Below are 23,793 nucleotides of genomic sequence, written 5' to 3'. Positions count from 1 at the left end.
GCTTTCAATCAGTCGAAGGATGTGAAATTTACTCCATAGATTAATCTGGGAGGTTGAACAAGAGTCGAAAATTTTGGCCGACGGGCGACTCCTGTCGGAAATTAAGTATCCGTTTTTGGGCAGGGTGATAATTAGGATAAGTTTTGATTTTCTGGTTGCTGGAGCTTTGTTTTTAGCTCAAATTGAGATTAATCCTCTCAAATCTAAAATCGCTCTGGCAGCAGATAGGTTGCTTGCTCCTTTTTTTTGAGCTAAAATGAAGAGTTATCATCAAAAATTTAACATCAAAAATCGAAAACCTTAAATTGATATGGCAGCAGAAATTCAGCAGCAAATTCAACAGTTGAGGCAGCAGCTACAGGAAGCTAGCTATGCTTACTATGTTCTCGATGCGCCGATCATGCCAGATGAAGTGTACGATCGACTTTATCGCCAGTTACAAGAATTAGAATCGGATTATCCTGACTTAATTACTGCGGAAAGTCCTACTCAGCGGGTGGGAGAACAGCCTGCTACTCAATTTTTTAGTGTCAAACACAATATTCCTCTCTACAGTTTGGAAAATGCTTTTAATTTTGAAGAATTTGCTAAATGGCAGGAACGCTGGCAAAGGGTAGCACCTCCCCTAACCCCCGCTCAAGAGGGAAATGCACCCCCCCTAACCCCCCCTTATCAAGGGGGGGGACAAGAGGGAAATGCACCCTCCCTAACCCCCGCTCAAGAAGGAAATGCACCCCCCCTAACCCCCCCTTATCAAGGGGGGGGACAAGAGGGAATAACATCTTCCATTAGCAATCAGGAAAAGACGGAAATTACTCCCCCCTTAGCAAGGGGGGGCTGGGGGGGGTTTCCTATGTTTGCGAGTTAAAAATTGACGGTTCTGCTTTAGCGTTAACCTATGAAAATGGGGTTTTAGTTCGCGGTGCGACGCGAGGAGACGGCATTGCGGGAGAGGAAATTACTCAAAATGTAAAAACTATTCGCTCGATTCCTCTGAAGCTCAATTTAGATAATCCGCCGCCTGTTGTGGAAGTGCGGGGAGAAGCTTTTTTGTCTTTAGCTGTGTTTGAGGAAATTAATCGGGAACGGGAAAAAGCAGGGGAACAATTGTTTGCTAATCCTCGCAATGCTGCGGCGGGTACGCTGCGGCAGTTGGATTCTAAAATTGTGGATAAGCGCAGGTTGGATTTCTTTGCTTATACTCTGCATTTAGATCAGGATAACGAGGGTAAAACGCAGTGGGAATCGCTGGAATTGTTGCGACGAATGGGGTTTAAGGTGAATCCCAATCGCAAGATTTGCTATTCTTTGGATGAGGTTCGGGAGTATTACGAATATTGGGATACTGAACGGCGAAATTTGCCTTATATGACGGATGGGGTTGTTGTTAAGATTAATTCGGTTTTGCTGCAAAAACAATTGGGTTTTACTCAGAGATTTCCGCGTTGGGCGATCGCCCTGAAGTATCCCGCGGCCGAAGTGCCTACAATAGTAGAAGCTGTCACCGTGCAGGTAGGGAGAACCGGGGCTCTGACGCCTGTAGCGGAACTGAAACCGGTGCAGTTGGCTGGAACGACGGTTTCGCGGGCTTCTCTCCATAATAGCGATCGACTATCCGATCTGAACTTGCACATTGGCGATACTGTAATTGTTAGAAAAGCTGGGGAAATTATACCAGAAGTTGTGCGAGTTTTGCCAGAACTTCGCCCCCAAAATGCTCAATTTTTCCAAATGCCTAGTTGCTGTCCCGAATGCGAACAGCCTGTGGTTCGGGAAAAAGGGGAAGCCGTTACTCGCTGCATTAATACATCTTGTCCGGCAATTTTGAGGGGTTCGCTGATTCATTTTTGCAGCCGGGATGCTCTCGATATTAACGGGGTTGGCGAAAAGTTGGTGCAGCAGATGGTGGATAGCAATCTGCTCAATTCTGCGGCGGATTTGTACGATTTGACTGTAGAAAGATTGATGAGTTTGGAACGCATGGGTAAGAAGTTAGCAGAAAAGTTGGTAAGTGCGATCGCCAATTCCAAAACTCAACCTTGGTCGCGGGTATTGTATGCTTTAGGAATTCGCCATGTCGGCAGCGTGAATGCTCAATTGCTGACAGAAAGATTTACCAATGTGACAGATTTGTCTTCTGCATCAGCCCCAGCTATTGAGGGCGTTTACGGTATTGGGCCAGAAATTGCTCAAGCTGTTTATCAGTGGTTTCGAGTGCCGGCAAATCAAAGTTTAATTGAACGGTTGAAAACTGCAGGCTTGCAATTGCAGTCAGAAGTGAAAAATTCCAATTTAGCCAGCACAAATTTACAACTTGCAGGCAAAACTTTTGTGCTGACGGGAACTTTGCCCACTTTGAAACGAGATGAAGCTAAAGATTTGATTCACAAAGCAGGCGGTAAAGTCACAAGTTCTGTGAGTGCTAAAACAGATTATGTGGTTGTGGGAGAAGATGCGGGTTCTAAGTTGGAAAAGGCTCAATCTTTGGGGGTTCAACTACTTTCGGAAGCTGAGTTATTAGAACTGCTATCGAAACCCTAAATGATTGGTGAAAGTCAATATATCTCTCTTTTTTCTTTCTGTGCGCCCTCTGCGCTCTCTGCGGTTCGTAAAAAAGCTGATTCACTTGAGCCGTTTTCCGAGAACATCACCAACTATTCTATTGCGCCCGGTGCAAAATAGCCGATCCTCTTCGAGGTCTCCGCTAACGCGAATTGGGCAATACCTCAAAAGGCATAGAAATGGCGTTAGCGAAGCCCGCCCCTACGGGGGCTACGCCAACGAAGAGGATCGCACTTGGTGAATATACATACTTCCCTGGCGGTGATGCCCGAATCGGTTGTCGGTACAGGCTAGTTTTGTTAAAATTTGATAAAGTTTGCCATAGCGATGGCAACTGCCAGCTTAGCCGAATCCCAGCAATCATAGGAGATACATTATGTCTGAAATTCCAACAGAACAAACACAAACAAACTTGACAACTCCAGAAATAACTACCGAAAGCTCAATTTCTGGAGTGGAAAACGTGAAAAATAGTTTGGGAAACGTCCTAAATAGTTGGAAGTTGAAAGCAGGATTAGCCGTTGCTGTACTTTTGGGAGTTTTGCTATTTGCTTTCTACTGGCAGCATATGATTGCAGTCGTAGGTATGAAGAGTTGGTCGGCGCGATCGGGAGCTCAGCCTATCGAATGTATGGTAAGAGATACTAATAACGACGAGTATGTCAGTTGCAGCGCCCTCCTCGATCAGCAGATTGTCCCTCTTGAGTGCAGTTCGAGTTTGTTCAATATCGGCTGTCGAGTCAATTACGGAACTGCGGCAGTAAATCCGAGACAAATCAACCCTAGATAGACCATCTGCGGGTTAGAGATGATTGTTGAAGGAACAAATTTGCTACTTAAAATATGGGAGTTACAAAAAAACTCTCACCGTGAAAAGACTCCAGCAATAAAGACCGGAAAACTCTTGTTTTTCTTGTTGTAAATTAGCAGGTAAGTAGACTTACCTGCTATTGTCATTAGGTAATCTGTGATAGATGATGTGCGGCAGTATATTAGCGCTCAGAAGGTTTTTGATGATATTACTTTGGTGGTGATGAAACAGAAATAGAGTTCCAAACCCCCTGGATCGATCGCCAGTTGAAATTGGGGAACCCCCCCCAACCCTCCCAAGTGAGCATTGCCCCTACTCTAGGAACTTTCCTCCTTAAGAAGCGGAGGGTGAAAAATAAAGATGGCAGTTTACCAGGGGCTTCCGATCATGGTGAAACTACTCCAGTAGTAAGGATGAGAAAAATTTTGGTTTGCTTGTTGTAAATTAGCAGGTAAATTTAACTTGCCGCCTGTTGTTACTAGCTGTCCGTTTTCCAGCCGCACTTTACCGGACATTATTGCTTGTTGAGCCAGTTGCAAAGCTTCTGCCTTAGTTGTGGTTCCTCGCAAATGGTTGTAAAATTCGCTCATCAGCCCCAAAGTGCCTCCATCGTCAACATACCACAAACTCCCTAAAGCAGATTTCGTGCCGGATTTTACTGCTAATCCTCCAAAACCTAACTCTGCTTCCCGATCGCCCAAGGCTGTTCTACAAGCACTCAATACTAACAAGTCTACCTGCGGATTGCGCCAATTTAAACTCTCCATGCGATCGAGCTGCAATTTGGAATTCCACAGTTGAATGTAGGAATTGCTCGGTTTTCCCGGTTTGAATTCAGCGTGAGTTGCTAGGTGAACGATCCGAAATGCTCCCTTGGCGTGTTCCGAGTTGAGATTATCTAAAGTGAAAGTGGAATTGAGGAAAGATGGGCCCTGCCACTGAGCCACAATAGCCTGCAATTCGATCGGCACATTGGGCAAGGGCTGTTGGTCAACAAATTCTGACCTTCCCATTGCTATCACTGTGGCATCTCTAACTGCTTTATAATCGGTATTAGTCGAACTAAAACTTGGAATTAGGCTGAAACTGTATTTTTCCATCAAGAAGCCTTTACCGTCGTGCAAAGCGGCAAAGGGCAGGCTTCGCAATCCCGCATCGACTGACACTAACAAAGTCTGAATTCCTAAGTTTTCTAAGTCTTTTTCTATGGGTGCGATCGCCCATTTATATAGTTGCTGGGCGGGGGCTAGATAACTGGTACTAGCGCGTTTTGCGGGATTGGTGATTTCATCGCGCAACTCCTTAACGGTGGGGAAAAGAGCTGCTCTTTTGGCTTCGGGGACGCTGTAGTGAATCGGCCGCCCCACCGGACCAACTAAAATTAGTTCCAGTCGATCGGCTCGCGAGACTATGTAGATAATACCAGACCGCTTGCCTGTTTGCTGTTCGATATTTTGTAAAGTTTCTTGGAATGTCGAAATCAAGGTTTTTTCCTCTGGGAGGTTGGCTTTTACCCCCAGGTATTCTCCAAATTCTTGATTCCTCATTTCTTCGATTCCCCAGACTATTTTCTGTATGTCGTTACCTTCAAAAAGTCGATCGAGAGACGGAACATATCCCAGAACTAAATTAGAAGTAGGGTTGACTTTTGGTGGTTGTTTTGATTCTGGTGGGGACGGTACGATGTCGGTGGGTAATTGACTGGTGATACTTTGATCGATGGTTAAAATTCGATCGGAAGCAGCAACAGCGGGATTGTCTCGCGGTGGAGTTTTCGGGGGTTGAAAGTCTTCGGAATCAGGGGTTGAAGGTTGCGGTGCGGGTGTATCTGCGGCTGTGGGCGATGCTAGTGTTGTCACAGGTGCGATCGGCTTTAAGGGATATTCTACAGATTCTAGGGCTGACGTTACCGGCTGATTTTCCTCTTGATTGATGACCGTTACTTGCTGATTTTCCTGCTGATTTGTTTCCGTTACTTGCTGATTTTCCTGCTGATTTGTTTCCGTAACCTGCTGATTTGTTTCCGTAACCTGCTGATTTGTTTCCGTAACCTGCTGATTTGTTTCCGTTGTTTGCGGAAGTATTGGCACAACGGTTCCCGTTGTTTGCGGAAGTATTGGCACAACGGTTCCCGTTGTTTCCGTTATTGGGGGAACGGTTCCCGTTATTGGCGAAACGGTTTCCGTTATTGGGGGGATTGTTGGCGGAATTGTTGGCAGAACGGTTCGCGTTATTGGGGGAATTGTTGGCGGAATTATTGGGGTAATTGTTTGCGTTAGGGGCGGAATTGCTGGCGGGACTGTGGTCGGAAGTGTTGGGGTAATTGTTTGCGTTAGAGGCGGAAGTGTTGGGGTAATTGTTTGCGTTAGGGGCGGAATTGTTGGGGGAATTGTTTCCGTTGTCGGCGGAATTGTTGGGGGAATTGTTTCCGTTGTCGGCGGAATTGTTGGGGGAATTGTTTCCGTTGTCGGCGGAATTGTTGGGGGAATTGTTTCCGTTGTCGGCGGAATTGTTGGGGGAATTGTTTCCGTTGTCGGCGGAATTGTTGGGGGAATTGTTTCCGTTGTCGGCGGAATTGTTGGGGGAATTGTTTCCGTTGTCGGCGGAATTGTTGGGGGGATTGTTTGCGTTAGGGGCGGAACGGTTGGGGGGATTGTTTCCGGTGTGGGCGGAACGGTTGGCGTCGGGTCGATCGCGTCATCCGTCAAAAACACAATATTACCAACACTACTAGAACGCGGAAACGACTGCGATGTAATGGTAGATTGTCCTGTTGTAATTGCACCCGCCGTACCGTTGCTAGCAGCATCCCCCACCACAAACGGTTGAATCGGCGGCCCAGCATCTCCCCCAGCGTGCACAATTGTAATTTTGCCACCACCTGCGCCGCCAGCAGTAGAAATGCTAGCAAATCCCGTCGGCGACAGTGGGGTGGAAAAAGCACCCGTAGCGCGGAAAAATCCTCCCGTCGATTCAATAAAGACCTCGCCCCCGGTGCCGCCAGTACCGCCTTGGGCATTGATCCACTCTACTTGAATATCGCCGATCGGATCTAAGAACACATTGCCGGCATTTCCGACTATACCGCTAGAGTTAATTTGTCCGGCCGTAATTGAAGTTATCGCCTTAACAGTTATGTTACCGCCACTGTTTGCCGATGTATTCAAATTGCCTGCTGTGAAATTGTTACCGCTTGTAAAGAGAATTTCTCCGCCATTAGTAGTAATATTTTTAACGATTATATCGCCCTTGGCAGTAATATCGACTTTGCCTGCGGTGACATCTCCCGATAAATTGACTTTTTCCGTGTTTTGTGCTGTCAATTGTTGCGCGTTAATTGTCGAGTTTCCTGTCACATTGCCAGCATTTTCGATCGCAACATTTCCTAACTTGCTGGTAGCCCCCACCGCACCGTTGAAAGTGAGGCTGCCGCTACCGGAGGCTAGAGTTAAGTTGCGGGCATTAATGCTGTCACTGTCGATCGCACCTCCAAAGGTAATATTCCCCCCGGCTGTACTCAATATCGCATCTTTCGTCAACCCGAGAACACCGTTAATATTGATATTGCCCTGATTAGTAGTAACATTGCCACCCAACTTAGTGCTTGCAGCAGCAATATTTAAACCAGAATTGCTCGCCATGTTACCTGTGAATTCCGCCTGCGTTGCAGTCACATTCAAAGCAGAAAGTGGTGCTGTCCCTCCGATATTTCCTTGCACCAGCACATTGCCTGTAGCTGCATCTAAGTTCAACAAATGGTTGCCGTCGATCGCCCCAATTATCTTAATATCTCCGCCGCCGGTACTGAGATTAATATCGTTGCCGAGTGTGACAGTGCCGTTGATAGCGATCGGATTTTTATTGGTATTGATGCCATAATTCAAATTAATTGTGGAAGCGTTGAGAGCAATGCTGCTGTTGTCATTGCCGGTAAGAGTGCCATCAAGTGCGATCGTACCAGTTCCCCCTTGAATACTTAGGGGGTCTAAAAAGGTGAGATTGTAGGGTATGCTAACCTTGGCGGTGCTATCCGATCGCCCGATCGCGATCGAGCTAAATCCATTTTGAATCAAATTAAGTTCCGATGCCGTCAAATCTAAAGCGCTAGTATTGTTATCAATTCCACCAACAACAATATTTTGTCCGGCTGTTGCGGGTTGCAGCGTTAACGCGCCCGTACCAGAAACATTGCCGGAAAAATCAATTTCACTGGCTGTTAAATTCAGCGGGTTACTACCTGCCGATAAACTCGAACCGAAAGCAATTGTTGCATCTCCCAGTGTAAAATTTACAGGAGCTTTTAATGTCACCGGGTCGCTAAAACTAATGTTATCATTAGTTGTGGCGATATTTCCGTTAATCGCAACAGTTCCCCCGCCTTTTTGAATAAATGCACCGTCTAAATTCAGGTTTTTATCAATATTGAGATTCACCTTATTGGTAATAGTCAGCGTGCCGTCATTGGTGGTTGTTACAGTTCCTTTTAGATTAACATTATCAGCCGCAATACCGAGATTGCCAGCTACGTCAACTGTCTTGTTGAAAGTAATGTCGCTGCCTGAAAACACCGATTTTGGGGCAACAGTCACAGCATCTGCATAAGTTTGAGTGCCAGTTGTAGTGACATTGCCGCCTAAAGATATCTTGCTGTTGGCAGTTAAATTAGTGAGAGGAGTTGTTTCGCCGATCGCACTTTTGAAGGTAATATTACCGCTAGCCGCGTTCACAGTCAAATCGCTGGTACCATCAACAGTATTATTGAAATTAATGCTGTCGCCTGAAACAATCGGATTATTGGCAATTGTAACTGCATCTCCATAAGTTTGACTGCCGGTTGTAGTAACATTGCCACCTAAAGATATCTTGCTGTTGGCAGTTAAATTAGTGAGAGGAATCCTTTCGCCGATCGCACTTTTGAAGGTAATATTACCGCTAGCCGCTTTCACAGTTAAATCGCTGGTACCATCAACAGTATTATTGAAAGTAATGCTGTCACCTGAAAGAATCGGATTGTTGGCAATTGTAACTGCATCTCCATAAGTTTGACTACCACTTGTAGTGACATTGCCTCCTAAAGATATCTTGCTGTTGGCAGTTAAATTTGTGAGAGGAATTGTTTCGCCGATCGTACTTTTGAAGGTAAGATTACCGCTAACCGCCTTCACAGTCAAATCGCTGCTGCCGTCTACAGTATCGTTGAAAGTAATTTCGCTGCCTGCGAGAATGGGATTGTTGGCAATTGTAACTGCATCTCCATAAGTTTGAGCGCCGATTGTAGTGACATCGCCCTTAAGTTCGGTTGTACCGCCAGCATTGGTGGTGAAACTGGTAGCCTTGACAGCATTAAAGGTAGTTGTACCAGCACTGTTGACGGTGAGATTTCCTAATACTGTCGCGTCACCGATCAAACCTTTTACCTCAATTTTTCCAGTACCTGTTTCTAAAGTGAGATTGCCAGTGCCATCAATGTTATTGTTAAACAGAATATTGCCACCTGCTGAATTGCCATTGCTGACTAAGACACTATCTCCAACTAAGGTATTGCCGTTAACTGTGATATCTTGAGATTGGGTAGTAATATCGCCACTTAAGTTATTAGTTGTAGCGTTGAGAGTAATTGAAGCATTATCAGTTCCCAAAATCGAGCTATCGGGATTTACAGAAATAGTGCCTTGAGTATTGAAAGTTACAGGGTCTTTAAAAGATGCTGGCAAATTCTCTACAGTGATATTGCCTGTAGTAGTGTTACCTCCGAAAACGATTCCACTAAAACCATTAGCCAATGACGATAAAAACAGTGGCCCTAAATCAATCGCCTTTGCATCGTCAGGAAGTCCATCCTGGAAGCGAATTCCGAAATCTGGCAAAGGCTGAATTGATAAAGTACCTTTACCCTGCACGGAATTTGGGCCTCCCAAAAAGCCAATCTCATTGCCGCTAATGCTAATATTTCCAGTAGCGGGCAATCCCTTAGCATCAATGCCTTGTATTTCAACTTGATTGGGAGTTGCGATCGCAATATCTCCGGCGCTACCAGAATTAGAACTAGAATTCCAAACTACTTCTGGGGCTGCAATAATATCGCCATTTGTGCTAGTGAGAGCGATTTTTCCGCCATTACCAGCAGTGGAACTAGAGTTAAGATTGCTAGCGTCAATCCTATTGTTAGCACTGAGTGCGATCGGGCCACCATTTCCGGTAGTGGATGTCGTATCAATTGCCCCTGCAGTCGTATTAATATCACCATTAGTGCTGGTAAGGGCGATCGCCCGTCCGGGATTTTTCATACTACCAACGGTAATATTGCCTGTAGTTTTAATCGAAAAATCGATCGGACTCTCAACATTGAAAGAATTGATTGTTGTCAGGGAACCTAAAGCTTTTGGTTCCCCCACTGGGGGGGTGACAACCAGCCTGAAACCCAGAGGTGGTGAGGATTGAGCCAATGTGTGCTAAAAAAAGATAGGCAGCATAATTGTTACACGCTTGCCTATCCAAAAAATAATGATACCAACATTTTACCAGACTCATTTAAAAAAACAACTGACCAAAGCTCAGTTTCTTGTAATGACAACTTTGCTATCTGTGATGCAATCAGAAAAACAAGTGAGATTAGAACGACTGGCACGGGTATTTCCTTACCCAATTACAACGGAAAGTCGGCGTAGAAAACTACAAAGATTTCTGGATTTACCAAACTTAACTATCTCATTAATTTGGTTCCCCTTAATTACTTATTGGTTGACCACTTATTGCCGCATTGGTACTCGTTTATCAATTGCAATCGACCGCAGTCAATGGGGGTGCATTAATCTCTTTATGGTTAGCCTGATCTGGGAGCGAAGAGCAATTCCATTATACTGGTCGTTGTTGCCCAAATTAGGAAATAGTAACTTCGAGTCACAAACTACCAATTTAGAGCAAGTTTTACCATTATTTTCAGAATATAAAGTCATCGTTTTAGGAGACCGTGAATTTTGTTCTGTTGATTTGGGAAACTGGCTTAAGGAAAAGGGTGTGTCTTTTTGCTTAAGACTGAAAAAGAATCTTTGTATCGAAACAGAACATTTAGTTTGGCAACGGTTGGATGAATTAGGAATAGTACCCGGAACTTCTTTGTATGTTCAAGGGAAAAAAGTGAGGAAAACTCTACCTACTACCGGATTTGAGCTTGCTTGTAAGTGGAAAAGGAACTATGGGAAATATCAAGTTAAAGAAGCCTGGTTTATTCTCACGGACTTAGGCTCATTGCGAGCAGCGCTCAATGCTTATAAGCAGCGGATGGGCATTGAAGAAATGTTCCGAGACTGTAAAACAGGAGGCTACGATCTTGAAGGAACAAGCCTCAAAGGGAACCGACTTATTAACATGATTCTGCTCATGACACTTGCGTACAGTTCAGCAATATTTCAAGGTAATGAACTGAAGAAAAAGCAGGTACAAGAATATGTATCTCGTCGCACAGAACCAAAGAAAAAATATCGCAGACGGAGTACATTTGGTGTTGGATTAGATGGAGAAAAGTGGGTTAATTATCTAGAACAATATTCTTTGGAGGTGGAACAGTTAATGAAGTTAACTCCTTCTAAACGCCGCTTTTATCAACAAGGTATGCGGGCTGCAACCCTTATACAGTCTATCTCGTAGACCTCTTTGTCACCCCCCCAGACAACTGATACAATTACATTTGAGGCTTTTATTATCCGAAAGCTAGTACCAAAACTCTGGAAAGCGGTTTGTGTAGTGATGGATAATTGTACTATTCATACCGGAGAAGAAATAGAAAAAGCCATCAAAAAGAAAGGGGCAAAATTAATATACTTGTCGCCCTATTCGCCCGACTTCTCACCAATTGAACATTTATGGTCAAAACTCAAAAACATTCTCCGTTCTATCAAGACGACTAATTATCGAGAATTAGCAAAAGCGATAGAGTTTGCGTTCAATCAAGTTACATTATCCGATCTTTGGAATTGGTTTACTCACTGCTGTTATTGTACCTCATCTTTCTGAGAAACGCTATAGTGCGATCGGCTGGGGGAAATGTCAGCCTGACGGGTAAAGGTGCTGGAACTTTAAATGAAAACACCGGCGTTTATCTAAACAGCTCTACAGTGGAGTCAACGGCGGGGAACGGGACTGTCACCATCACCGGGACGGGGGGAAATGGCACCGAAAGTAATAAAGGGATAGATATATTTCTACCAGCTCTTGTTAATAGTAATAAAACCATAGTCCGATCGCCTGGGGGGGTGACGACCCGCCCCAAACCCATATTTAGTAAGGATTGAGCCAACTTGTGGTAAAAAAAGATAGGCAGCAGAGTTGTTACACGCTTGCCTATCCAAAAAAATAATGATACCAAGATTCTACCAGACTCATTTACAAAAACACCTGACGCCATCTCAGTTTTTGGTGATGACAATTTTGCTATCCTTGATGCAATCAGAAAAACAAGTGAGATTAGAGCGGCTCTCCCGAGTATTTCCCTGTCTAATTACAGCCGAAAGTCGGCGACGTAAATTACAAAGATTTTTAGATTTACAGAACTTAACAATCGAATTAATTTGGTTCCCATTAATTACTTATTGGTTGACCACTTATTGCCGTGTTGGTACTCGCTTATCAATCGCAATTGATCGCAGTCAATGGGGCTGTATTAATCTGTTCATGGTTAGCTTAATCTGGGAGCGAAGAGCAATTCCATTGTACTGGTCATTGTTGCCGAAATTGGGCAGCAGCAACTTCGAGGAACAAACTACAAATCTACAGCAAGTTTTACCATTGTTTTCAGAATATAAAGTCATCGTTTTAGGAGATCGTGAATTTTGTTCGGTCGATTTAGGAAACTGGCTGAAGGAAAAGGGTGTGTCTTTTTGCTTAAGAATAAAGAGGAATCATTGTATCGAAATAGAACATTTAGTTTGGCAGCGGTTAGATGAATTAGGAATAGTAGCAGGAACCTCTTTATATTTTCAAGGTAAAAGAGTTAGGAAAACACGGGCGTCCCACTGGATTTGATGTTGCTTGTAAGTGGAAAAGAAACTATGGAGCCTGGAAGGTTGATGAAGCATGGTTTATTCTCACAGATTTAGGTTCATTATCGGCAGCTATCGATGCTTACAAGCAACGGATGGGCATTGAAGAAATGTTTAGAGATTGTAAAACAGGAGGCTACGATCTGGAAGGAACTAGCTTAAAAGAAAATCGACTTATTAACATAATTCTGCTCATGACACTCGCCTACAGTTCGGCAATATTTGAAGGCACATCTCTTCGGAAAAAGCAGGTAGAAAAATATGTATGTCGGCGTCAAGAACCTAAAAAAAGATATCGAAGACGGAGTACATTTGGTGTTGGCTTAGATGGAGAAAAGTGGGTTAATTATCTCGAACAATATTCTGATGTGGTGGAACAGTTAATAAAGTTAACTCCAAATAAACGTCGCTTTTATCAACAAGGTATGCGGGCTGCAACCCTGATGGGGTCTATCTCCTAGGCCTCTTTGTCACCCCCCCAGATCACAATCATGATAATGATTTAGGATTGCTATACTGCTCGAAGAGCCTTCCATTTAATTAGAGCTGCATAACATTTTAGGTTTCTATATTTTTCACTCCGTTCAAGTCTGTTATATCATACCTCATCTTTCTGAGAAATGCTATATACTCGTGTTGGTAATAGATATCCCTTGATTCTTAAATGTCCCGTTGCCGCCAGTACCGTTGAAAGTAATACTTCCTGTTCCGAGCGATTCCACTGTACTGCTGTCAATAGATATCCCTTTATTACCATCTGTCCCATTCCCGCCAGTACCGTTGAAAGTAATACTTCCTGTTCCGATCGATTCCACTGTGCTGGTGGTATTAATGTTAATCCCGTTGTTGCCGTCTAAAGTTCCGTTACCAGTCCCAATCCCTGTCAGGCTGATATTTCCATCCGCTGAAGTCACCTTAGATGTGCCTGTAACAACAATACCTTCATTCTTGAGGAATATCTCCTTCCCGCCAGTACCGTTGAGAGTAATATTGCCGCTGCCAGTAGTTTGTAATGTGGTACCACCCGAAATAGAAATACCGACATTGTTTCCCCCTGTCGAATTTCCTGCAATACCATTCAGGTCAATGTTTCCACCTCCGGCATTAATTGTGCTGTTATTGACATTGATTCCCGGCCCGAACACAAGATTCCCCTGACCATTACCCAGGAAATTACCACCATTAGTATCGATCGTCGAACCTACGATACGGACACCACCACCGTTTAGATTATCACTATCAGCATTCAGAGTAATATTGCCTCCCTGAGTGGTGATATTGGTATTATTAATATTAATATTATTATTAGCAGTCAGAGTCAGGGAATTACTATTAGCCCAAGCAATCGGAGCGCTGACGGTAATATTACCTTGATTCGGAAAATCCGACGCAGTGGAAATAGTCACATTTCCCAAGCCTAGCTGTGTTTGCAGCGTCCCATTATTAATTGTAGAAGTACCCGCCGAGGGCGTAAATGCTCCCCCAGCTAAAGTCCCGCCTGCATCCGCATCTGCGCTAATAGTAATATCAGTAGGATCTAACAATAAGGTGCCAGCGATGCCAAAGGTCGATCGCAAATCAACTAATCCTTGAAAATCCAGCGATTGCTTTCCCGACACTTCCACAAAGCCGCCATTCCCAGAAAATAAGCCGCCTCGGGCCGTAATATTGCCATTAAAGCGAGTAGTTTCATCAGCCCAAACTATGACTCGCCCGCCATTCCCATTACTAATAGCATCAGCATTAATTGTCGAGTCGCTGCTAACAAAAGTCCGCAAAGCATTGGGCACAGTCCCCAAACCCTGATAATCTCCACCAATCAGTACATTACCGCCGCCGTTAATCCCAGAAGCATCGATCTTGCCTGCAATAACTCCTACTTTGTCGCCTAAAATATTTACAGTACCGCCAGTATTGCCAGAGACATTGATACTGCCGGATGCGATCGCAGTTCCCGCAGTTACAGGCACAGAAACATTCCCCGTCAACACAACTTCGCCATTGGGATTTACCGTCAAACCCGTCGCCTGTGCCACACCTTGTCCAGTCAGCAACTCCGGCAAAGATAACACGGGCTGCGTCCAATTGTTCGGCAGCGAACTTTGATTTCCTGTCGGCTGAATATCCAAACTCAATAAATTTCCAGCTTGACTAATTCGCACCAAATTGTTACCCGGTACGGCGCTGATCAGAATATTGCCGCTAGGCGCATTTACCTGACCATTATTGACAACCGTACCGCCGATCAAACTTAAGCTTTGACCTGGTGTCACCGTCAGATTGCCTGTATTAACAATGCTTCCCCCTTGCAAATTTGTAAACGCAAAACTATTCGGTGCCCCGATTAATGTTGCCCAATTGTTATTGCCGATTGCACTAAACCACTGATTGTTCCCAAAACCAATCCCTGTCGCCGTAGTAGCATTAAAAGATCCAGGCACATTGAGACTCGCATTCTGCCCGAAAATTATGCCGGCAGGATTCATCAAGAATAAATTGGAATTTCCTCCCGTCACTTGAATTAAGCCATTTATTAAAGAAGGATTACCCCCAGTAATCCTTCCCAAAATATTTTGAATATTGGGATTAGTCAGAAAGTTAGCCGTTTGAGCCTCGCTGAGGCCGAACTGAGTAAAACTATGAAAAAGATTAGCCCCATCTCCGCTGAATGCCCCCCCGGAAATGTCGTAGCGGTTGCCGTTGGGAGTAACAAGTGTGTTAGTGCCGTCCGCTGCCGGGGCGATGGGTTGCGCGTTGGCCGAACCCGCCGCTGCACTCAGCCAGCCAACAATGAATAACCATCCGAGCAAATGTAGTTTGTTGGGTGTCATTGTGTTTAAATATTGTGCTTAAAGTGCGATCGTATTTATTTCTACTACTTGTACTCCTAAAAATTTCTCATGTCAATAGGAGCCGCCTATTTTTGCTGGTCGAATAATTAGGACTGAAAAAGGAAATGTATGTTTTTAATTACTATGATTTACGTAAAAACAGTTTTTTTACTAGAAGTCAGGCGCGGGAAATGAAACTTGGTTTCTTTTTTTGACTTTCACTGCTTCCCTGACCCAATTGCCTTAAAAAACCCGGTTAATGCGTCCGGGACTGTTGGTGAAAATATGGCGCGGAATGCGAGGGTTAGGGGTTGGAAAAACTCGGAATATTAGTCAAAAGTACGTAAGTATCGAGGTCTGTTCTCCCGCTTGCTTCCAATGGCAAAAAACTCGCTCACATCCCTACTCGCGGTCGCCGCCGCTGCTTTCTGCATCGGGCCAGCAGCTTGCAGCCCGCTTTCATGAACAACTGACTGAACAGCCGACGTTTTCGCAAAAACTTTATATTTTATGGATGAACTTTACCAAAACTTCATAAAGCTCGAGTAAAATTTTTATGTATTTTTGATGAAAGCCAATATTTGCCCGTCTTGCACTCAACTTTAGACTGTTACCGAAACGAAGTAAATGTAGTAGGTTTGAAGTCTAGGCAGGATGAAAATCTTGCTCTGATAGATTAAACTGTGCCAATCTGGTGTCAGTGAAAACTCTTAGAAGAAGCACTCATTTACTCCAAAACACCCTTAAGTGAGATCTGTCTGTAGATTCACTGGTGTGGAGCCTCTTCTTTAGGTTTGACGATCGTCCTAAATATAGCAGGCTCGCGATCGTCGATTCGCGTCACGGCAACATGGCTTTTTGCGCCTTACTACGTAACAATACTGGAGGAATCAGGGTTATGACTACCTTAACGCTAGTCAAAAAAACATCTTTTACAGTCGCCAGCTTGGCAACCACAATGTTGCTCAGCATCTGCACGCCCGTCCGAGCTTTCATGTTTGGCACTCGCGGCATCCAGTTCGATCGAGATACCACTATAAACTTTACCTTCGAGGAATCTCACGGCGGTTACCAGTCGAGCTTGTGGGTAGCCCAAGCTGACTCAGCAAACACTGGCTACAGCAACATCGCCAGACTGTTTTACGAGACTAAACCCTCAGATAACGGCAGCGCCGATGACTGGCAGGGAAGCTTCGGCAACGCAGTCACCTCCGAAAACGGCTCCATCACCCAAACCTTCACATTTTTGCAGGATCAAATTTATGCCCTGCTGCTGTGGAGCGACACCGGCACCGGTCAACCACTCGAGCAGTACGTCTCGTCGAGCACCTTCATGAATAGCCCCGAATGGTTTGCCGCCGGCACCCACTTCCGGAGAGATGAGTGTCTGGTGGCGGGTTGTCAGCAAGCCGTGTTTGGCAACTTTAGGCTCGACAACAACTCCAACGACTCATTTACAAACATCAACGGCGGTAAGGGCCCAGGGCAATATTCATCCGTCACAATGGCGCAACTGGCTCAGGGCACAAAAATCTCCTACGACGATGCCGGAGGAAACGACCTTGACTTCCAAGACTTCACCGTCTCGGCTGAGTTAGCCCCCGAAAAAATGACCCAACAGGCTCAGCGCAGACAAATCTCCTTCGGCGATGGCCCAGGAAAAAACCTTGGCTTCCAAGACTTCCCCATGTCGGCTGAGTTAGCCGCCGAACCAGTCCCCGAACCACTCACAGTGTTCGGGACTATGCTGGGTATGGGGGCTTTGGCTGCGGCTCACAGGAAAAAAAAGCGAGGGCACTAACCATAAAAATCACTCTTAACCAGCCCCATACAAATCTAAATAGTGCGTCTGTTCAGTGGTAATCTGAGGAATAGCATTTCTAAATGTTAAGACTTTTTCCATAACGGGAAAAATAGCATCCTAACAAAGGCACTATTCATGGTATCCACCGCAACAAAAACGAACGTAGGCTACATCACCCAAATCATTGGGCCGGTTGTAGACGTAAAATTCCCAGGCGGCAAACTGCCCCAAATCTATAACGCTCTCACGATTTCCGGCAAAAACGAAGCAGGTCAAGACATTGCCGTTACCTGCGAAGTTCAACAACTGCTCGGAGACAGCCAAGTGCGTGCAGTTTCCATGAGTACCACCGACGGCTTGGTGCGTGGCATGGAAGTAGTAGATACCGGGGAAGCGATCCAAGTTCCCGTCGGAATCCCAACTCTCGGCCGGATTTTTAACGTCATCGGTCAACCCGTAGACAACCTCGGCCCGGTCAATACTTCCGAAAGTATGCCCATCCACCGCAACCCGCCGGCTTTCACCGAACTGGAAACCAAGCCTTCGGTGTTTGAAACCGGGATCAAGGTGATTGACTTGCTCGCACCCTACCGTCGCGGTGGCAAAATCGGTTTGTTCGGCGGCGCAGGCGTCGGCAAAACCGTGATTATGATGGAACTCGTGAACAACATCGCCAAGGCTCACGGTGGCGTGTCCGTGTTCGGTGGTGTGGGCGAGCGCACCCGCGAAGGTAATGACCTCTACAAAGAAATGATCGAGTCGGGGGTTATTAACGAAGAAGACCGCAGCAAATCAAAAATTGCTCTGGTTTACGGTCAAATGAACGAGCCGCCTGGTGCTCGGATGCGCGTGGGCCTGTCGGCTCTGGCGATGGCCGAATACTTCCGTGATGTCAGCAAGCAAGACGTGCTGCTGTTCATTGACAATATCTTCCGGTTTGTGCAAGCGGGTTCTGAGGTATCGGCTCTGTTGGGTCGGATGCCTTCGGCTGTGGGATATCAGCCGACTCTCGGTACAGACATGGGCGACTTGCAAGAACGGATTACTTCGACTACCGAAGGTTCGATTACTTCGGTTCAAGCTGTGTACGTACCTGCGGATGACTTGACTGACCCCGCGCCGGCTACGACTTTTGCTCACTTGGACGCTACAACTGTGTTGTCTCGCGGTTTGGCTGCGAAGGGGATTTATCCTGCGGTTGACCCGCTGGATTCTACGTCTACGATGTTGCAAGTTAGCGTTGTCGGTGAAGAGCACTATGGTGTTGCTCGTCAGGTGCAGTCTACTCTGCAACGCTATAAGGAATTGCAAGACATTATTGCAATTTTGGGCTTGGACGAGCTGTCTGAAGATGACCGCTTGACCGTTTCTCGCGCTCGCAAAATTGAACGGTTCTTGTCTCAACCGTTCTTTGTGGCTGAAGTGTTCACGGGTTCCCCTGGCAAGTACGTCAAGCTGGCAGACACCATTAAGGGCTTCCAGATGATTTTGGCTGGCGAACTTGACGAATTACCTGAACAAGCTTTCTATTTGGTGGGCGATATCAACGAGGCGATCGCCAAAGCTGAAAAAATGAAAGCTGACGCCAAGTAATTTTAGTCATTGGTCATTAGTCATTGGTCATTAGTCATTGGTCATTAGTTGTTAACAGTTAACAGTTAACAGTTAACAACTAAGTGACTGATGATAGCCGACGGCTGACTAATGACTAATTACTAATGACTGCTGACTACTGACTAATGACTAATGACTAAGGACAATTTATGACATTAACTGTGCGCGTAGTGGCCCCCGACAAAACTGTTTGGGATTCTAATGCTGAAGAAGTAATTCTGCCGAGCACCACAGGCCAATTGGGTATCTTAAGCGGTCACGCTCCAATGTTGACAGCTTTGGATACCGGAGTGATGCGCGTCCGTCCCGGCAAGGAATGGGTGTCTATTGCTCTGATGGGTGGCTTTGCAGAAATCCAAGAAAACAAAGTTACTATTCTTGTCAACGGCGCTGAAAAAGGCGAAACCATTGATAAAGAAGCTGCTCGTACTGCTTACACCGAAGCAGTAGCTCGTTTGGAAAAGTCCGCTAGTGGCACTGACCAAGAGCAAATTAAAGCTAAGCAAGCAATTAAACGTGCGAGAGCTCGTTTCCAAGCTGCGGGCGGCACGCTCTAGCTCTAAGGGTAACGACATAGTGCTTTTGTAGTAGGGACACAACAATGTTGTGTCCCTACTGTTTTTCTCACGTTGTGTCCCTAATGTTTTGCTAAACTCCCGCCTCGGACAATAGAGACTGCATTGTTTCCCAAGATAACCCCTGCTGAAGATAGCGGGGGTTATTTGGATTGTAGGGGCTCTCCACGCGATCGACACTGAGAATTTTTGCTTCCTCCGGCAAAACAGGAACCTCTGGATCGAAAGCAGTCGATCGTGTCAGGGAGCTAGAAAAGCCTTTAAAAATAGCAATTTCATCGAATTCGCCGTCTATTTGGGCCTTGACGATTAAAACTTCGTGCGATCGTTTTACCGTGTATTGTTCCAAGCGACGAGCAATAGAGTCAGCCATAGCAAATCTCACTTTCCTGAAATCTGCTACAATATAGCTTAATTTTGCGGCTAATTTCAGCGAGAGATAGCTAATTTTTTATTTTTAATTCGACCTTTCTTAATAACAGGAACTCAGTGCACATACTATAAGTTATGTCAAAAAAGTATCAACCATTTTAATCCTACAAAACCTACTTGTCAGATATTTTATGATCCATATCAAGACTAGGTTCCAACTATCGTTGAGGTCGGGAGCTTTATTTTGAGCAAAGTTTTACTAAAGCGCCAAAAATATTCAATAAGATTTGCCAAAGACATCCTCAAGAAAAGTTAGCAGCAATTTACTGCAAGCGCTCTCTGAAGAATCGAATGTATAGAGTGCCCGAAGGAGGGTCTGGAATAGAAGATTTAGATGAAAAGTAGTAAAAGTAGCATTAAGCTGACAGCATAAATTTTTATGTGTTTATGCAGTTTTTTGTACCTGGCCTCAGTCATAATACATTCAGGCTGAAGCATTCCGCTCCAAAATTGGGAGTTTTCCTGAAAGATACGCTGTCGAGTGCGCTGCTTTTGACTTCAAACTCGAATATACTGCAGAAAGGTATGCGAGAAATAAACTCATTTTCTCTGAGAAATCTCAGGTTGGATAGCGATTAAGGAAGAAACCAAGAATCAGGCTTTTCTTGCGTAAGTTTTGTTTAAGTACAAAATGGTTTAGAATGCTTACCAGCGGTAAATCTTCGCTCCGAGTATTAACTGTGTCTTTCCAGCTAAATTAATGTTATGTCCACTCTTTCTCTCAAGCGCTTGGTGGCCAAACTTTCAGGAAAAGCGACGCTCCAAACTGTACTCATAGTTCCGTTTGTCTTGCAAGTATTTGCAGCGGTGGGTATTGTGGGATATTTATCATTTAGGAACTCTCAAAGAGCAGTAAATGACCTTGCGGATCAGTTGATGAGCGAGGTAAGCAATCGCATAGAGCAAAATTTGAGAACTTATCTGCAAACTCCGCACCAAATCAATCAAAGCAAGCTGGATGCAGTGAAACTGGGTTTTGTGAACATGAAAGACTTGTCAGCTTGGGAAAAGTATCTGTGGCGGCAAGTACAATTATATCCTTATATCAATTTTACGTCGATCGCTAATCAAGATGGAGAATATCGCACTGGCGAAAAGATGTCGAACGGCACTTTATTGATTAACGCATCGGGTCAATCTAGAGGTTTTAATTTTTATTCTTACAATACTAATGATAGGGGCGATCGCACGACAGTAGCAGCCTACGTCAAAAACTTCGACATCCGACAGCACCCTTCCTACATCTATGCGGCTTTAGAAGCGAAACCAACTTGGAGTTCAGTTTATGTATCCTTACTAGAACCCACATTGATCGTCAGCGCGCTGCAACCAGTTTACAACAGCCAGAAACAGCTAGAAGGAGTATTAATTGCTGCTTTGCGTCTCGACAGTATCGGTCAATTTTTAAACAGCCTCAAAATAGGCAAATCCGGTCAAACTTTTATTATCAAAAGAAACGGCACGCTGCTGGCAACTTCCACACCCGAAAAACCTTTCCGCACCAAAAACGGTAAAAAAGAACTGTTTAAAGTTACAGAAAGCAGCGATCCAGTAACGCAAACTACAGCTAAATATTTAGAAAATCACTTTCAAAACTTGCACCAAATTACAAAACCGCAGCAAATAAATGTTGAGATAAACGGTCAGCAGAAATTTTTAAAAGTCCTACCATTCCAAGACGGCAAAAGTTTAGATTGGCTGATTGTCGTCGTCGTTCCCGAAGCCGACTTTATGGAACAGATTCATGCCGGCAACCGAACTACAGTGTTGCTATGTTTGGCAGCTTTGGGCATGGCAACTGTGCTAGGAATTCTCACTTCTCGCTGGATTATCCAACCTATTTTAAAATTAAAAGATGCAGCTAAAGCTTTGTCTGAAGGACAATTTGACCAAACTGTAAAGCTCGATCGTTCCGACGAGTTGGGCGTACTTGCCGCTGCTTTTAACAGCATGGCTGCACAATTGCAAGCATCATTTACTGCCTTAGAAACTAAAAATATCGAATTGCAGCGACTCGACAAACTGAAAGACGAATTTTTAGCCAATACTTCCCACGAACTTCGCACTCCCCTCAACGGCATTATTGGTATTGCAGAATCTTTAATAGACGGTGCTACTGGACAACTGCCTGAGTCAACAAATTTTAACTTAGCTTTGATTTCATCATCGGGCAAAAGATTGTCTTCTTTAATTAACGATATTCTGGACTTTTCTCAGCTCAAACACAAAACGATAGAACTGCAAATTAAGTCCGTCGGTATTCGAGAAATAGTCTCTGTAATTCTCACTTTGTCTCAGCCATTAGTAGGCAAAAAAAACTTGCAGTTGATTAACTCAGTTCCTCCTGGATTGCCGCCAATAGCAGCCGACGAGAATCGCTTGCAGCAAATACTTTACAACTTAATCGGCAATGCGATTAAGTTTACCGAAAGTGGGCAAGTAGAAATTTCCGCAGAATTGGTAACTGACACCGCACAATCACCGCCTAATTCCCAATTAGCCATTACTGTATCCGATACCGGCATTGGCATCCCCGAAGATAAATTAGAGCGAATTTTTGAATCCTTTGAACAAGCTGACGGTTCCACTGCTAGAGAATATGGCGGCACGGGTTTAGGGTTAACGGTGGCTCAGCAATTAGTGGAATTGCACGGAGGTAAAATTTGGGTATCTTCAACTGTAGGCCTCGGTTCCCAATTCATCTTTACTCTGCCTGTATCTGAGACTCAGCCGGAATTTAGTAGCATACAGCCGGGTTTAACCGAGGGTTCTCCCATTTTAATCACTCCTGAATTCGCGGGCGAATCCTCTATAATAAATTCTCAGCTATCAGACAATAGCGACTTGGTAGAAAATGAAAAAATAAAAATTTTGGTTGTCGATGATGAACCAATTAATATTCAAGTCATCATTAACAGTCTTTCTATAGAAAACTATGAGATAACTCAAGCGAGCAACGGCTTAGAAGCTTTAAATCTGATTGAATCAGGATTGAAGCCAGACTTAATTTTACTTGACGTAATGATGCCGCGGATGACTGGTTATGAAGTGTGCCGAGAAGTCCGCAAAAAATACTCGCCTTTAGAAATGCCGATTCTGATGCTGACGGCTAAAAATCAAACTACCGATTTGGTAGAAGCTTTTAACTTAGAAGCAAATGATTATGTAACTAAACCTTTTATCAAAAAGGAATTGGTTGCCCGAATTAACACGCAAATTCGCCTTGCTAAACTGAATGCAGCCTACGGCAGATTTGTGCCGCACGATTTTCTCAACTTGCTGGAAAAGCCGAGTATTATTGAAGTAAAACTAGGTGAAAACCAGGAAAGAGATATGACCGTGCTGTTTGCTGATATTCGCTCGTTTACGGCGCTTTCAGAACAGATGACACCACCTGAAAATTTTGCATTTATTAATACTTACTTGGGAAGGGTTAGCCCTGCAATTAGGAAAAATAACGGATTTATTGACAAATACATTGGTGATGCAGTCATGGCACTGTTTCCTACCTCTCCATCTGATGGTGTGCGAGCAGCAATTGATATGCAAAAAGAAGTGAATATCTATAACCAGCAGCGAGAAAAAAATGGCTTGTTTCCGATCGCGATCGGCATTGGTTTGCACGCGGGCAATTTGATGTTGGGTACGATTGGCGAGCGAGAACGGATGGAAAGTACGGTGATTGCTGATGCGGTGAATCTCGCGTCTCGTTTGGAAGGATTGACTAAGGTTTACGGCTCGGGCATTCTAGTTAGCGGTGCAATTATCGATCGCCTAGACGATCCAGAAAAATATAAATACAGATTTGTCGATCGAGTAATGGTGAAAGGAAAGACAAATGCTGTGTCGGTGTTTGAAATTTACGAGACAGAAACCGAGCAGAGCATTGTACTTAAGCAGCAAACTGCGGAGGTTTTTCAAGAAGCTCTCAATTTTTACTACGAACAAAAATTTGTTGCCGCCCAAAAAGTATTTCACAATATTTTACAAATCAATCCCGACGATCGGGTAGCAATGCTGTATTTCAAACGAGCTCGCAAGTATCGAATGTACGGAGCCCCCGATGGGTGGTGTGGGGTGGAAACTTCGACGGAGAAATAGGGCGCACACTGCACGCCCTACTCTC

At 44.6% G+C, this 23,793-nt stretch carries 13 protein-coding genes and 2 pseudogenes; 11 read left to right on the top strand and 4 right to left on the bottom strand.

Annotated elements, in window-relative coordinates:
- Positions 1-310 precede the first annotated feature (310 nt).
- A pseudogene (ligA, locus tag D0A37_RS19500) lies at positions 311-2,541 on the top strand (NAD-dependent DNA ligase LigA).
- Positions 2,542-2,704: 163 nt separating this feature from the next.
- Here the strand turns inward: ligA and D0A37_RS19495 are convergent.
- The gene (locus D0A37_RS19495; RefSeq protein WP_242716799.1) at positions 2,705-2,926 is read right to left on the bottom strand and encodes a hypothetical protein; all 222 of its coding nucleotides are present in this window, start codon (positions 2,924-2,926) and stop codon (positions 2,705-2,707) included.
- A gap of 12 nt (positions 2,927-2,938) precedes the next feature.
- On the opposite strand from D0A37_RS19495, the gene D0A37_RS19490 reads away from it, so the two are divergent.
- On the top strand, positions 2,939-3,352 hold the full coding sequence (locus D0A37_RS19490; protein WP_242716798.1) for a hypothetical protein: 414 nt from the start codon (positions 2,939-2,941) through the stop codon (positions 3,350-3,352).
- Between the two features lie 389 nt (positions 3,353-3,741).
- Here the strand turns inward: D0A37_RS19490 and D0A37_RS19485 are convergent.
- Positions 3,742-9,771 (bottom strand): annotated as a pseudogene (locus D0A37_RS19485) (CHAT domain-containing protein); the annotation flags it as partial.
- Positions 9,772-9,877: 106 nt separating this feature from the next.
- On the opposite strand from D0A37_RS19485, the gene D0A37_RS19480 reads away from it, so the two are divergent.
- The 5 genes from D0A37_RS19480 to D0A37_RS19460 all read left to right on the top strand — a co-directional run bounded on the left by D0A37_RS19480 (position 9,878) and on the right by D0A37_RS19460 (position 12,872).
- Positions 9,878-11,020, top strand: a complete 1,143-nt coding sequence (locus tag D0A37_RS19480; RefSeq protein WP_242715560.1) for an IS4 family transposase — start codon at positions 9,878-9,880, stop codon at positions 11,018-11,020.
- A 6-nt stretch (positions 11,021-11,026) separates the two neighbouring features.
- Positions 11,027-11,386, top strand: a complete 360-nt coding sequence (locus tag D0A37_RS19475) for a transposase (protein ID WP_242716795.1) — start codon at positions 11,027-11,029, stop codon at positions 11,384-11,386.
- Complete coding sequence (locus tag D0A37_RS19470) at positions 11,347-11,664, top strand: hypothetical protein (protein WP_242725859.1); 318 nt, start codon at positions 11,347-11,349, stop codon at positions 11,662-11,664. Before D0A37_RS19475 ends, D0A37_RS19470 begins: the two co-directional genes overlap by 40 nt.
- 64 nt (positions 11,665-11,728) lie before the next feature.
- Complete coding sequence (locus tag D0A37_RS19465; protein WP_242716793.1) at positions 11,729-12,394, top strand: hypothetical protein; 666 nt, start codon at positions 11,729-11,731, stop codon at positions 12,392-12,394.
- A gap of 112 nt (positions 12,395-12,506) precedes the next feature.
- A complete protein-coding gene (locus tag D0A37_RS19460) occupies positions 12,507-12,872 on the top strand; it encodes a hypothetical protein (RefSeq protein WP_242716792.1) in 366 nt (121 codons plus the stop codon).
- Between the two features lie 162 nt (positions 12,873-13,034).
- Here D0A37_RS19460 and D0A37_RS19455 read toward each other — a convergent pair whose 3' ends face one another.
- Positions 13,035-15,242, bottom strand: coding sequence for a two-partner secretion domain-containing protein (locus D0A37_RS19455; RefSeq protein ID WP_242716791.1), 2,208 nt, complete (start codon positions 15,240-15,242; stop codon positions 13,035-13,037).
- Between the two features lie 898 nt (positions 15,243-16,140).
- Between D0A37_RS19455 and D0A37_RS19450 the strand changes: the two genes are divergently transcribed.
- The 3 genes from D0A37_RS19450 (at position 16,141) to atpC (ending at position 19,217) form a co-directional block, all read left to right on the top strand.
- Positions 16,141-17,043: a PEP-CTERM sorting domain-containing protein gene (locus D0A37_RS19450; protein WP_242716790.1), complete on the top strand. Its 903-nt coding sequence runs from the start codon at positions 16,141-16,143 to the stop codon at positions 17,041-17,043.
- Positions 17,044-17,181: 138 nt separating this feature from the next.
- Positions 17,182-18,639 (top strand): F0F1 ATP synthase subunit beta, encoded by a 1,458-nt coding sequence (gene atpD / locus D0A37_RS19445; RefSeq protein WP_242716789.1) that lies wholly within the window; start codon positions 17,182-17,184, stop codon positions 18,637-18,639.
- 170 nt (positions 18,640-18,809) lie between these two features.
- The gene (atpC, locus tag D0A37_RS19440) at positions 18,810-19,217 is read left to right on the top strand and encodes an ATP synthase F1 subunit epsilon (RefSeq protein ID WP_190663502.1); all 408 of its coding nucleotides are present in this window, start codon (positions 18,810-18,812) and stop codon (positions 19,215-19,217) included.
- A gap of 91 nt (positions 19,218-19,308) precedes the next feature.
- Here atpC and D0A37_RS19435 read toward each other — a convergent pair whose 3' ends face one another.
- Positions 19,309-19,608: a DUF7734 family protein gene (locus D0A37_RS19435; protein ID WP_242716788.1), complete on the bottom strand. Its 300-nt coding sequence runs from the start codon at positions 19,606-19,608 to the stop codon at positions 19,309-19,311.
- A gap of 764 nt (positions 19,609-20,372) precedes the next feature.
- Here D0A37_RS19435 and D0A37_RS19430 point away from each other — a divergent pair.
- Positions 20,373-23,768 carry an ATP-binding protein gene (locus D0A37_RS19430; protein WP_242716787.1) on the top strand — a complete coding sequence of 1,132 codons (3,396 nt, stop codon included), beginning with the start codon at positions 20,373-20,375 and terminating at the stop codon, positions 23,766-23,768.
- Positions 23,769-23,793: the final 25 nt, after the last annotated feature.

The organism is Microcoleus vaginatus HSN003 (genome assembly GCF_022701255.1).
Classification (GTDB): domain Bacteria; phylum Cyanobacteriota; class Cyanobacteriia; order Cyanobacteriales; family Microcoleaceae; genus Microcoleus; species Microcoleus vaginatus_B.
The sequence above is the reverse complement of the archived record's forward strand: the minus strand, read 5'-3'. Positions and strand labels throughout refer to the sequence as shown.